The organism is Kluyvera sp., assembly GCF_965301105.1.
The window spans coordinates 81,250-93,466 of the sequence record NZ_CBDKZX010000011.1 but is presented as its reverse complement, the minus strand read 5'-3'; the positions used below and the strand labels follow the sequence as shown (position 1 = coordinate 93,466).

At 55.3% G+C, this 12,217-nt stretch carries 12 protein-coding genes; 7 read left to right on the top strand and 5 right to left on the bottom strand.

The features are described from left to right. Positions 1-315: 315 nt before the first annotated feature. From gcvA to rlmM, 3 genes are read left to right on the top strand one after another with little or no spacing between them, the layout of a single operon-like run. Positions 316-1,233, top strand: a complete 918-nt coding sequence (gcvA, locus tag ACW14G_RS07210; protein ID WP_167575123.1) for a glycine cleavage system transcriptional regulator GcvA — start codon at positions 316-318, stop codon at positions 1,231-1,233. Between the two features lie 22 nt (positions 1,234-1,255). Further along, a complete protein-coding gene (locus ACW14G_RS07205) occupies positions 1,256-1,651 on the top strand; it encodes a DUF423 domain-containing protein (RefSeq protein ID WP_163446320.1) in 396 nt (131 codons plus the stop codon). Continuing rightward, positions 1,644-2,744, top strand: a complete 1,101-nt coding sequence (gene rlmM, locus ACW14G_RS07200) for a 23S rRNA (cytidine(2498)-2'-O)-methyltransferase RlmM (RefSeq protein ID WP_249022823.1) — start codon at positions 1,644-1,646, stop codon at positions 2,742-2,744. Before ACW14G_RS07205 ends, rlmM begins: the two co-directional genes overlap by 8 nt. Before the next feature lie 72 nt (positions 2,745-2,816). Here the strand turns inward: rlmM and xni are convergent, their stop codons facing one another. The 5 genes from xni to queF form a co-directional block, all read right to left on the bottom strand. Continuing rightward, positions 2,817-3,572 (bottom strand): flap endonuclease Xni, encoded by a 756-nt coding sequence (gene xni, locus ACW14G_RS07195; RefSeq protein WP_167575124.1) that lies wholly within the window; start codon positions 3,570-3,572, stop codon positions 2,817-2,819. Positions 3,573-3,684: 112 nt separating this feature from the next. Then, entirely contained in the window at positions 3,685-5,052 is a 1,368-nt protein-coding gene (locus ACW14G_RS07190) for an L-serine ammonia-lyase (protein WP_065358092.1), read from the bottom strand. A gap of 53 nt (positions 5,053-5,105) precedes the next feature. Beyond that, positions 5,106-6,395, bottom strand: a complete 1,290-nt coding sequence (locus ACW14G_RS07185; RefSeq protein ID WP_455648551.1) for an HAAAP family serine/threonine permease — start codon at positions 6,393-6,395, stop codon at positions 5,106-5,108. 501 nt (positions 6,396-6,896) lie between these two features. Continuing rightward, positions 6,897-8,261 (bottom strand): nucleotide 5'-monophosphate nucleosidase PpnN, encoded by a 1,365-nt coding sequence (gene ppnN / locus ACW14G_RS07180; RefSeq protein WP_065358090.1) that lies wholly within the window; start codon positions 8,259-8,261, stop codon positions 6,897-6,899. 117 nt (positions 8,262-8,378) lie between these two features. After that, the gene (gene queF / locus ACW14G_RS07175) at positions 8,379-9,224 is read right to left on the bottom strand and encodes an NADPH-dependent 7-cyano-7-deazaguanine reductase QueF (protein ID WP_065358089.1); all 846 of its coding nucleotides are present in this window, start codon (positions 9,222-9,224) and stop codon (positions 8,379-8,381) included. A gap of 69 nt (positions 9,225-9,293) precedes the next feature. Between queF and syd the strand changes: the two genes are divergently transcribed. The 4 genes from syd to ACW14G_RS07155 all read left to right on the top strand — a co-directional run bounded on the left by syd (position 9,294) and on the right by ACW14G_RS07155 (position 12,042). Next, positions 9,294-9,839 (top strand): SecY-interacting protein, encoded by a 546-nt coding sequence (gene syd, locus ACW14G_RS07170; protein ID WP_167575125.1) that lies wholly within the window; start codon positions 9,294-9,296, stop codon positions 9,837-9,839. A 632-nt stretch (positions 9,840-10,471) separates the two neighbouring features. Further along, positions 10,472-10,801: a YqcC family protein gene (locus ACW14G_RS07165; protein WP_163446315.1), complete on the top strand. Its 330-nt coding sequence runs from the start codon at positions 10,472-10,474 to the stop codon at positions 10,799-10,801. Further along, positions 10,801-11,583, top strand: a complete 783-nt coding sequence (truC, locus tag ACW14G_RS07160) for a tRNA pseudouridine(65) synthase TruC (protein WP_163446314.1) — start codon at positions 10,801-10,803, stop codon at positions 11,581-11,583. The genes ACW14G_RS07165 and truC overlap by 1 nt, the downstream gene beginning before the upstream one ends. A 15-nt stretch (positions 11,584-11,598) precedes the next feature. Next, positions 11,599-12,042 carry a flavodoxin gene (locus tag ACW14G_RS07155; RefSeq protein WP_163446313.1) on the top strand — a complete coding sequence of 148 codons (444 nt, stop codon included), beginning with the start codon at positions 11,599-11,601 and terminating at the stop codon, positions 12,040-12,042. Positions 12,043-12,217 lie beyond the last annotated feature (175 nt).

Here is a 12,217-nt window from a genome sequence, read left to right as displayed (position 1 = left end):
GGCGGTGCTACATTAATCACTATGGACAGACAGGGTAAATGTACAGGAAGTGAAAAAAGGTAGCTTTGCTACCATGGTCTGAATCGCAGACCAATTGCAAACACAACAACACAACATCACAACCGTAAGCCAAAAGCCCTTCAGAACACGCATTCCAAAAAAAGCTTCTCGTTCCGGCTCAGGAAGTGCCGCCATCATAGGTATTTGCTGGTAGAAGCTCAACGGACAAATTATAATGTCTCAGATAAAAAAAACTAATAGGTTAACTGTTGTTTCCTATTTGTTAAATTCAATTAACAATTGGGTTCTGGGACCATGTCAAAGCGTTTGCCACCTCTTAATGCATTACGTGTATTTGATGCAGCCGCGCGCCATTTAAGTTTCACCCGCGCGGCCGATGAGCTTTTTGTGACGCAGGCCGCAGTAAGCCACCAAATCAAGTCTCTTGAGGATTTTTTGGGGCTGAAGCTGTTCCGTCGGCGCAATCGTTCGTTGCTGCTGACTGAAGAGGGGCAGAGCTATTTTCAGGATATCAAAGAGATCTTTTCGCAATTAACAGAGGCAACGCGTAAACTACAGGCACGCAGCGCGAAAGGGGCGCTTACCGTCAGTTTATTGCCCAGTTTTGCGATTCAATGGCTGGTGCCGCGCCTCTCAAGCTTTAACTCAGCTTATCCGGGAATCGACGTCAGAATCCAGGCGGTAGACCGTCAGGAAGACAAGCTGGCGGACGATGTCGACGTGGCGATTTTCTACGGTCGCGGCAACTGGCCGGGGTTACGCGTCGAAAAACTGTACGCGGAGTATTTACTCCCGGTTTGCTCTCCTCTGCTGCTGACCGGCGATAAGGCGCTGAAAACCCCCGCCGATTTAGCCAAACATACGCTGCTGCACGATGCTTCCCGCCGCGACTGGCAAACGTATACGCGCCAGCTGGGGCTCAACCATATCAACGTACAACAGGGACCGATCTTCAGCCATAGCGCCATGGTGCTACAGGCTGCCATCCACGGACAGGGGATTGCGCTCGCCAACAACGTGATGGCGCAGTCAGAGATTGAGGCAGGCCGTCTGGTATGCCCGTTTAATGATGTTCTGGTCAGTAAGAATGCGTTTTATCTGGTTTGTCATGACAGTCAGGCAGAACTGGGTAAAATAGCGGCCTTTCGTCAGTGGATTCTGGCGAAAGCGGCCCATGAGCAAGAAACTTTTCGTTTTCGTTACGAACAATAAATGAATTTAGGGTAATACCATCATGACCAGCCGTTTTATGCTGATTTTTGCCGCTATCAGCGGTTTTGTCTTTGTCGCACTGGGCGCGTTTGGCGCACACGTGCTGAGCAAATCGCTCGGCGTTGTTGAAATGGGCTGGATCCAGACCGGTCTGGAGTACCAGGCGTTTCATACGCTGGCGATTTTTGGCCTGGCGGTGGCGATGCAGCGCCGCATTAGTATCTGGTTCTACTGGAGTAGCGTATTTCTGGCGCTGGGTACTGTGCTGTTCAGCGGTAGCCTGTACTGCCTGGCGCTCTCTCATTTACGCCTGTGGGCGTTTGTTACCCCGGTGGGCGGCGTCAGCTTCCTCGCCGGTTGGGTGTTGATGTTAATTGGTGCCATTCGACTTAAGCGTAAGGGTGTTGTTCATGAATAAGGTTGTGCTGTATTGCCGCCCTGGGTTTGAGAAAGAGTGTGCTGCGGAAATCACCGACAAGGCCGGGCGTCGTGAGGTGTTTGGCTTCGCGCGCGTAAAAGATAACTCGGGCTATGTGATTTTCGAATGCTATCAGGATGGTGACGCCGATAAGCTGGCGCGCGAGCTGCCGTTTAGCTCGCTCATCTTTGCTCGCCAGATGATCGTCGTCGGCGAGCTGTTAAAAGATTTACCGCCAGAAGACCGCGTCACGCCGATCGTCGGCATGCTGCAAGGCGTGGTGGAGAAGGGCGGCGACCTGCGCGTAGAGGTGGCTGACACCAACGAAAGCAAAGAGCTGATGAAGTTCTGCCGTAAGTTCACCGTGCCGCTTCGCGCGGCGCTGCGAGAGGCGAAAGTGCTGGCGCCGTACGAGACCACCAAACGTCCGGTGGTACACGTGTTCTTTATCGCGCCAGGTTGTTGCTATACCGGGTACTCCTATAGCACCAACAATTCACCGTTCTATATGGGCATTCCGCGTCTGAAGTTCCCGGCCGATGCGCCGAGCCGTTCTACGCTGAAGCTGGAAGAGGCGTTCCACGTCTTTATTCCCGCCGACGAGTGGGACGAACGTCTGGCAAACGGCATGTACGCGGTTGACCTGGGCGCTTGCCCCGGCGGCTGGACCTATCAGCTGGTGAAGCGCAACATGTGGGTTTCCTCAGTGGATAACGGCCCGATGGCGCAGAGCCTGATGGACACCGGTCAGGTGACCTGGCTGCGCGAAGACGGTTTCCGCTATCGCCCGAATCGCAACAACATCTCGTGGATGGTGTGCGACATGGTGGAGAAACCGGCGAAGGTGGCCGCGCTGATGGCGGAATGGCTGGTTAACGGCTGGTGCCGTGAGACCATCTTCAACCTGAAGCTGCCGATGAAAAAGCGTTATGAAGAGCTGTCGCAGAATCTGGCGCACATCCAGGCAAAGCTGGACGAGCACGGTATTAACGCGCAGATTCAGGCGCGTCAGCTGTACCACGATCGTGAAGAAGTGACCGTTCACGTTCGCCGCCTGTGGGCGGCCGTGGGTGGGCGTCGCGACGAGCGTTAATCACGCATAACCCGGTCGAATGTGATTTGCAGGCCGGATAAGGCGAAGCCTTATCCGGCCTGCGTCTTTACGCTATCTGTTGAGCCTGAGCTGCTGCAAATTGCCATCAATATGCAAATCGGTTTGCAGGCGCGCGATATCCCGGCACAAGAACGCCATTTCCCGATGCTCTTCCAGTTTCTTTCGCCATTTCTCCGGCACCTCATCCAGATGTTCGTACAGCGCTTCCAGCGTGGGGAACTGAGTCAGCAGTTGAGTGGCGCTCTTCGGGCCAATACCCGCGACCCCAGGTACTTTCGAGCTGCTAATTCCCGCCAGCCCCCAGTAGTCGGGCAGTTGCTGAGGCTGCACGCCAAACTCTTTTTCGATAAACGGCACGTCGAGCCAGCGCTTCTGGAAATAGTCGCGAATGCGCAGGTTGGGTGAGAGCAGCTGGCAGTAGCCTTTATCGGTGGAGACGATGGTGGCCTGATGTCCCGCGCCAGCAACTTTCACCGCCAGCGTGGCGGCTAAATCGTCGGCCTCGTTACCGCGAGATTCCCAGCAGCGTACGCCGCGCAGCTCAAAAGCGGCACGCAGGGCGGGCATTTCGGCATGCAGATCGTCCGGCATAGGGGGACGACCGGCCTTGTAGTCAGGAAGTCGCTGATGCCGCCAGCCGCTGTTGCGCGCTTCATCGTCAAATACCGCTACCGCATGCGTCGGCTGGCTGTGCGCAATCAGCAGATCCAGCGCGTGCTGACAGGTTTCTACGCAGGGGGATCCCTGAACGGCATGAATACGACGAATTAAGTTGAGTGCGTCAACGATAAGCAAATGGACGGCCACGGGCGTTCTCCCTAACAGATTGGGCGCTAAGGGTAACACTCAGGGACGGGTGAGGCTATTGGCGGGGGATAAAACGGGAAGAGGCCTCGCAAAACGAGGCCTCTGGGGAACGTTAGTCGCAGGCTACCACTTTCATCGCCAGCCCGCCGCGAGAGGTTTCGCGGTATTTGGCGTTCATGTCTTTGCCGGTTTCGTACATGGTCTCGATAACTTTATCGAGACACACGCGCGGCACGCTGGTACGGCGCAGGGCCATACGCGCGGCGTTGACCGCTTTCACCGACGCAATAGCGTTACGCTCGATGCACGGCACCTGAACCTGGCCAGCAACCGGGTCACAGGTCAAACCGAGGTTATGTTCCATGCCGATTTCCGCGGCAATGCACACCTGCGCCGGGCTGCCGCCCAGCAGTTCAGCCAGACCTGCCGCCGCCATGGAGCAGGCGACACCCACTTCACCCTGGCAACCCACTTCAGCGCCGGAGATAGAGGCGTTCATCTTGTAAAGTGAGCCGATCGCGCTGGCAACCAGCATATAGCGCGCCAGCGAGTTGGCGTTCACTTCACGGATAAACTTGTCGTAGTAAGCCAGCACTGCCGGAACGATACCGCAGGCGCCGTTGGTCGGCGCGGTGACGACGCGGCCACCGGCAGCGTTTTCCTCGTTTACCGCCAGGGCAAACATGTTAATCCAGTCAACCACCGCCATCGGGTCGCTGCTGATTTTGTCCTGGCTGACCAGCATACGGCGCAGCGCGGCAGCACGACGCGGAACGCGCAGTTTGCCCGGCAATACGCCTTCGGTCGTGGTGCCGTGCTCGATTCCGCCTTTCATTACCGCCCAGACGTCAGCGAAGTGCTTTTCCAGCTCTTCTTTGCTGTGCAGCGCGAGTTCGTTCTGCATCATCAGGCCAGACAGCGACAGGCCGGTTTCCTGGCAGTGACGCTGTAAATCCGCGGCGCTTTTATACGGGTATGGCACGGCAACAGGCGCTTCAGTCTGTTGGCCGAAGTGCTCTTCGTCGACGATAAAACCGCCGCCGATGGAATAGTAGGTTTTGCTGTAAACGGCTTTGTCACCTGACAACGCGGTAATACGCATGCCGTTTTCGTGCAGCGAGAGGTTGTCGGCATGGAAATTCATGCACTGGTCAACCGGGAATTCCACTTCGTGCTGACCGTTAGCCAGCATCAGTCGGCCATGGGTATTCACGTCCTGGATAAACGCCGGAATGGCATCGATATCCACCGTATCCGGCAGATTCCCTGCCAGACCCATAATAATGGCGATATCGGTATGGTGGCCTTTACCGGTCAGAGAGAGTGAGCCGTAAACATCGACGACTACGCGAGTGATATCAGTCAGAATCCCACGCGCAATCAAGTCGTCCGTGAATTGTTTGCCTGCTTTCATTGGCCCGACGGTGTGTGAGCTGGAAGGACCAATGCCGATTTTGAAAATATCGAATACGCTAATCATGAGGCGTCCATTGTGTATCGAGGTGCGCCGCCCCGAAGAGCGGCGCAGGGGAATTAACTGAACAGAGAGTAGAAAATAGCGGAGATAGCGATCAGGCCCATAATCACAACGAAGACGTTGCTGATATGGCCGCTGTACTTACGCATTGCCGGTACTTTCTGAATCGCATACATCGGCATCAGGAACAGAATCATCGCGATGATCGGGCCGCCCAGGGTTTCAATCATGCCCAGGATGCTTGGGTTCAGGGTCGCCACAATCCAGGTGGTAACCAGCATGAACAGCGCAGTGATTTTGTTCAGTTTGTTGATTTCGATGGATTTGCCTTTGCTACGCAGAGACTTAATCACCATCCCGTTAAAGCCTTCACGTGCGCCCAGGTAGTGGCCCAGGAAGGATTTGGTGATAGCGATAATCGCGATGATCGGTGCCATCCAGGCAATAATCGGCGCGTTAAAGTGGTTCGCCAGGTAAGACAGGATAGAGATGTTCTGCTCTTTCGCCGCCGCCAGGTCCGCCGGGGACAGGCTCAGTACGCAGCTGAAGACGAAGAACATAACGGTCAGCACCATCATGATGTGGGCACGTGCCAGGATAGAGGAACACTTCTTCTCTGCGCCCTGACCGTACTCTTCACGCTTCGCGACCGCGAAGGAAGAGATAATCGGCGAGTGGTTGAAGGAGAATACCATCACCGGAATCGCCAGCCACAGGGTCATCCACAGGCCGTTACCGGTAGAGGCCGCGCTGCTGAAGGACAGGGTTTCCAGTGCTGCGCCGCTCCACTGCGGGATCAGGTACAGCGCCAGCACCATCAGGGCTGCAACGAACGGGAACACCAGGATGCTCATCGCTTTAACGATCATCTGCTCACCGAAACGCACGATAGTCATCATACCGACGATCAGAATCAGCGACAGAATGGCGCGCGGCGGCGGCGTCATGTGCAGCTGGTGCGCCAGGAAGCTTTCCACGGTGTTCGTGATTGCTACGCTGTACACCAACAGGATTGGGTAGATAGCGAAGAAGTAGAGCAGGGTAATCAGTTTACCGGCGCCCACGCCGAAATGCTCTTCAACCACTTCAGTGATGTCTTCGCCCGGGTTTTTACCGGACAGCACGAAGCGGGTCAGGCCGCGGTGTGCGAAGAAGGTCATCGGGAAGGCGAGGATAGCCATGATGATCAGCGGGATCATGCCGCCGACGCCGGCGTTGATCGGCAGGAACAGTACGCCCGCGCCGATCGCGGTGCCGTAAAGACCCAGCATCCACATCGTATCTGTTTTGCGCCATCCGCTAGCAGATTCTGCTGTGACGACCGTGCTGGTTTGAGTGTTTTCCATCTGTATCTCCTGGAGGAAGGAAAAATGCTAATTTTTTAGTCAAATAAAGTGAAAAAAAATAAAAACGTAATATTAAATTTTAGAAGTATTGGTTTTTTTGTGATTTTTACCCAACACCATTTTCGACGAGCGCAAATGTACATTTAACTCGTGAATGTATCAGTGATCATGATCCCAAATGTAATAATCTACTTTTAGTTAGGGATATTGCAGGTATTTTCCCTGCAATTACCTTTTAAGCGGATATTTATGGGCGCGAAGGCTAGCATTTGCAGTATGCGTGGTAAATGGGGGATGGCGAAATGCGATGTTTTTGCTGATAAAAATGCTGAAAATGGCGTTTTTTAGCGTTCAAACATAATTATCGCTAATTATATGTGGTCTCGGTTTTGACGCAATCGATTGGCTTGCGGATGGCTACGTCATGTTTGGCGCGTTTTGAGGTGGGAAACCGGCGAGAAAACCCGCCGGTAGAGAAGTGAAATACGCTGCGTCTGTGGGTCAGGCGCAGATTTCGTAGCAAGGAATGTAGGCGGAGCCAGGTAGCTTCATGCGGTGTTGCGCCACGAAGCCCTGCAGCAACTCGTCCATGCGGCGCATCATCTCTTTGTCGCCGTGAATTTTGTACGGGCCAAACTCTTCGATAGCGCGAATACCCACTTCCTTCACGTTACCCGCCACGATGCCAGAGAAGGCGCGGCGCAGGTCTGCGGCCAGCACTTCAACCGGTTGATCCGGATAAAGCTTGAGGTTTGCCATGTTCTCGTGCGACGGCTCAAACGGCATTTGCAGGTCTGGCGCAATGCGCATCGACCAGTTGAAGCTGTAGGCGTCGCCAGTATCGCGGCGGTTCTCTTTCACCAGCGGCATCGCTTTTTTCATCTGGCGCGCCACTTCCACTTCATCATCAATGATGATCTTATAGTGGCGACGCGCGCCTTCGCCCAGCGTATGCACCACGAACTCGTCGAGCACGCGGAAGTAGTCGGCGCTCTCTTTCGGGCCGGTGAGGATAAGCGGCAGTACCTGGTCTTTATTCGCCGGGTTCATCAGGATACCCAGCAGATACAGCAGCTCTTCCGCAGTACCTACGCCGCCCGGGAAGATAATTATCCCGTGGGCAATACGGACAAACGCTTCCAGGCGCTTTTCGATATCCGGCATGATGATCAGTTCGTTCACCAGCGGGTTTGGCGGCTCAGCGGCAATAATCGACGGTTCGGTCATGCCGATAAAGCGCCCTTCTTTGTAGCGCTGCTGCGCATGGCCGACCGCGGCGCCCTTCATTGGCGCTTCCATCGCGCCAGGACCGCAGCCGGTGCAGATGTTTAACTCACGCAGGCCAAGCTGGTTACCCACGCGACGCGCGTAGAGGTACTCGTTTTCGTTGATCGAGTGACCGCCCCAGCACACCACCATGCTCGGCGCTTCGCCCACGTGCAGCGCGCGCGCGTTGCGCAGAATGGAGAACACCAGGTTGGTGATGTGGGCGGAGCTTTCCAGATCGAGATTCGGGAAGCGTACGGTGTTATGAATCTGCCCGTAAACGAACAGAATATCGCGCAGTACGGCGAACAGGTTGGCCTGGAGCGAACGGATAATGCGCCCGTCGACGAACGCCTCTTCCGGCGGATTAATCAGTTCGAGCTTAACGCCGCGTTCGCGGCGCAGCACGTTAATATCGAAGCTTTCGAAGCGGGACAGCAGCTCTTTACTGTTATCGGTCAGGCTGCCTGAGTTCAGTACGGCCAATGAGCAGTTGCGGAACAATTGATACAGGTCGGTGCTGGCCGTGCGTTTAAGCATGTCGACTTCCAGCTGCGACAACATATCCATTGAGCCAAGCGGGCTAATATGTGTAATCAAGTGGACTCCTTAACGGGACGAAAATCGTCTTCCTTAGTGATTACAATAGCCTCGCTGGCTTGTTTACTACAACCTCAGTCGCGGAACAATGTGCGCATTATTGAGAAATTGTTCAGCTTACTGGCGCACCAGACGGCCAATTGCCGGCACAAATTCACCGTTTGCCCGCCACGGGTTGATATCCAGCCCGCCGCGGCGAGTGTATCGCGCGTAGACGCTCAGGCTCTCCGGCGCGCAGAAGCGCAGAATATCGTTGAAGATACGCTCGACGCACTGCTCGTGGAACTCGTTGTGATGGCGGAAAGAGACCAGATAGCGCAGCAGCTTTTCCCGATCGATCTGTGGGCCACGGTACTGAATTTGTACAGAACCCCAGTCCGGCTGGTGGGTGATCAGGCAGTTTGATTTCAACAGATGGCTGACCAGCGTTTCCTGCACCACTTTCTGGCCGGCTGCGCCGTCGAGGTAGTCGGCGTTGAACTGGTAGTTATCAATCTCGATATCCTGGTCATCAATACAGCTGCCATGGAAATGGGCAATCGGCTGGCCTTCAATCTCATCAAGGCGGTAGAGGGCCACCGTCACGTTGCCCTCCGCGCAGGCGCTCAGGTCGCGTTGCAGCGTTTCCTGCACGTCTTCCCAACGGGCGAAACGCGTCTGGTTGAAGCTGTTGAGGTAAAGCTTAAAGCTCTTTGACTCGACCAGGTTCACCGTGTCGTGGCTCAGCTCGACGTGGCCGACCGCGACCTGGGGCAGGCCTTTGGCGTTGAGCCAGGAAAGCTCGTACAGCGTCCAGATATCCGCGCCGTGGAAGGGCAGGGAATCGGCGTGCAGCCCGAGCGGATCGCGGTTCAGGCTGCGCGGAACGCCCTGTAGCAGGCTGGCGTCGTAGGTATCGCGGTAATCTGTGGTTTTACCGAGCGTCAGGCCGGCAAGCGCCTGATGGTTATCATAAGAAGACATGTTTCACCGTTATAAAGCAGGTACACTATGGCTTCTAGTGTATCCTGGCTAACCTGAAGAGAGAAATTCGTGGATCAGCAGACTGCAGACGCATTACACGCCTTTACCCAACGCTATTGCGATGCCTGGCAGCGCACCTATAACAGCCTGCCGCGCAGCGAAGAGCTTTACGGCATCCCGTCGCCATGCCAGGTTTCGACGAGCGGCGACGCGGTCTTCTGGCAACCGCGGGACTTTGACGGTGAACCGAATGTAAATGGCGTTGAACGGGCAATGGATATTGTGGTACAACAACCCATTCACACCTATTATACCACTCAGTATGCGGGTGATATGCAAGCGCTTTTCATGGGCGATGCCCTGACGCTGCTGCAGGTGTGGAGCCCCGACGACTTCCGTCGCGTGCAGGAAAACCTGATTGGTCACCTGGTCACGCAGAAGCGCCTGAAGTTGTCGCCGACGCTGTTTATCGCCACGCTGGACAGCGAACTTGACGTGATTTCCGTCTGTAACGTGACCGGTGAAGTGGTCAAAGAGACGCTCGGAACGCGCAATCGCCTGCCTCTGGCCTCCTCCCTTGCGAGTTTCCTGACTCAACTTGAGCCTATTCTGTAAGACAGTTTGCCCATCCCTTTGTGAGAGATCTCTTACACGCACTGTGAGAGATCGCCAGATTATAAGTAAGACTCTTATCCCTATGTTTTAGTAATTTCGTTTTATATCAATATGATAATTGTTCTATAGGGTGATTTTCTTGCGTGTAAGCCTTAAGGGATTGTCTGAGGGGCGCTTGTAAGACGAAGCGAAATAGCGGATTCTATCTACGTCGACAGGGAGTCGCACAATGAAGTGAACATCAGGATGATGACGCTTCATAGGACACACCGGGAAGGTGATTCAAGGAAAGGCTTCAGGATGAAGCAAAAGGATAGCGCAGGAACGCGTTAAAGGACACCTCCAGGACGGAGAACGAGAGCCAGACAGGATATCTGGTGGATCAGGAAGATCAGGACACACTCAAGGATTGGGTGAAATCACATCGGGGTGGTGTGATGCAGGAAGCAACCGTTTAGGGACGAACTGGTCAGGAGACCACAGGAAAAGTTGTCACGGACGAGCAGGGAGCACTAAAAGTAGCTGGATTGCTGCGAAACGAACCGGGGGCACTGTTTTTACAGTGCCCCCTTTTTTTGTTTCCCGCCAACTAGTGGTATCCTGCGCGCGATTTTCATTCCTCAGAGGTTTCCATGACACGCCACGACAGCCTACGCGACCAACTACTGCTTATTGAAACGCTGCTGCGTCAGCATCAGCACTGGCAGGAGACGGCGCCGAACGAAAGCGCCTTTGCCAGCGAACAGCCGTTCTGCATGGACACCCTGGAGCCGCTGGAGTGGCTCCAGTGGGTGCTGATCCCGCGCATGCATCAACTGCTGGATAGCGAAATGCCGCTGCCAAAAGATTTTGCCATCGCGCCGTATTACGAAATGGCGCTCGACGCCGCGCATCCGCTGCGCGCGATTATCCTGCCGCCGCTTGAGCAGCTGGATGCCTTCTTTACGAGCGATCCCCACTGATGCTGGAAATTATCTACCAGGACGAATGGTTGGTGGCGGTGAACAAACCGTCAGGCTGGTTGGTGCATCGCAGCTGGCTCGATCGCGATGAAAAAGTGGTGGTGATGCAGACGGTACGTGACCAGATTGGCCAGCACGTCTTTACCGCCCATCGCCTCGACCGTCCGACCTCCGGCGTGCTGCTGATGGGGCTGTCCAGCGAAGCCGGACGGCTGCTGGCGCAGCAGTTCGAACAGCATCAAATTCACAAGCGCTACCACGCCATTGTGCGCGGCTGGCTGACTGATGAAGCGGTGCTGGACTACCCGCTGGTGGAAGAGCTGGATAAAATCGCCGACAAGTTTGCCCGTGAGAATAAGGATCCACAGCCAGCGGTCACTCACTACCGGGGAATGGCGACGGTGGAAATGCCGGTCGCGACGGGCCGCTACCCGACCACGCGCTACGGCCTGGTAGAGCTGGACCCACAAACCGGCCGCAAACACCAACTGCGCCGCCATCTGGCACACCTGCGTCATCCGATTATTGGCGACAGCAAGCATGGCGACCTGCGCCAGAACCGCAGCGCGGCGGAGCATTTCGGCTGCAACCGCCTGATGCTGCACGCCAGCGAACTCTCGATGACCCATCCGTTTACCGGCGAACCGCTGACGATTCGCGCCGGGCTCGACGACGTCTGGATGCAGGCTTTATCACATTTCGGCTGGCGCGGGCTTCTCCCTGAGAATGAAAGGGTTGAGTTTGTCGCCGACTGCGGTCAGGATGAAGCTATCCAGAAGTAAACAGGGAGTTAAATCATGGCTGAAGTAGGGATTTTTGTCGGCACCATGTATGGCAATTCGCTGCTGGTGGCGGAAGAAGCGCAAACCATTCTCGGCGGTCTCGGGCATCAGGCGAAAGTCTTTGAAGACCCGACGGTGGCGGATTGGGAAAGCTACACCGGTAAATACGCGCTGGTGGTGACCTCCACCACCGGTCAGGGTGACCTGCCGGATAGTATCGTGCCGCTGTTTAACGATCTCCAGGATATGTACCAGCCGCATCTGCGCTACGGTATTATCGCGCTGGGCGATAGCACTTACGCGAACTTCTGCGGCGGCGGCAAGCGCTTTGACGCGCTGTTGCAGGAACAGGGCGCGCAGCGGATTGGCGACATGCTGATGATCGATGCCTCCGAAGACCCGGAACCGGAGAGCGTCTCCAATCCATGGGTCGAGCAGTGGGCAACGCTGCTTAAATAAGCAAGGTTTATCCTCTTTCCGGTGCGGCGTCGTCGCACCGGCTGCTATTTGTTCATTTACCACATCGTTGAATAATATTCCCCGTTAATATTGTGCATTTGCACGATGAGCTGCCGCACGCCTGTTTCTATACTGTTGTTAGCCATAATAATAACGATTGCCAGATTTCTCGCTC

What these genes read in the sequence shown, in the direction of transcription:
- truC (WP_163446314.1), top strand. Translation starts at nt 10,801, where the DNA reads ATGCTGGAAATTATCTACCAGGACGAATGGTTGGTGGCGGTGAACAAA.
- ACW14G_RS07190 (WP_065358092.1), bottom strand. Translation starts at nt 5,052, where the DNA reads ATGATTAGCGTATTCGATATTTTCAAAATCGGCATTGGTCCTTCCAGC.
- ACW14G_RS07205 (WP_163446320.1), top strand. Translation starts at nt 1,256, where the DNA reads ATGACCAGCCGTTTTATGCTGATTTTTGCCGCTATCAGCGGTTTTGTC.
- ACW14G_RS07165 (WP_163446315.1), top strand. Translation starts at nt 10,472, where the DNA reads ATGACACGCCACGACAGCCTACGCGACCAACTACTGCTTATTGAAACG.
- queF (WP_065358089.1), bottom strand. Translation starts at nt 9,224, where the DNA reads ATGTCTTCTTATGATAACCATCAGGCGCTTGCCGGCCTGACGCTCGGT.
- rlmM (WP_249022823.1), top strand. Translation starts at nt 1,644, where the DNA reads ATGAATAAGGTTGTGCTGTATTGCCGCCCTGGGTTTGAGAAAGAGTGT.
- ACW14G_RS07185 (WP_455648551.1), bottom strand. Translation starts at nt 6,395, where the DNA reads ATGGAAAACACTCAAACCAGCACGGTCGTCACAGCAGAATCTGCTAGC.
- gcvA (WP_167575123.1), top strand. Translation starts at nt 316, where the DNA reads ATGTCAAAGCGTTTGCCACCTCTTAATGCATTACGTGTATTTGATGCA.
- ACW14G_RS07155 (WP_163446313.1), top strand. Translation starts at nt 11,599, where the DNA reads ATGGCTGAAGTAGGGATTTTTGTCGGCACCATGTATGGCAATTCGCTG.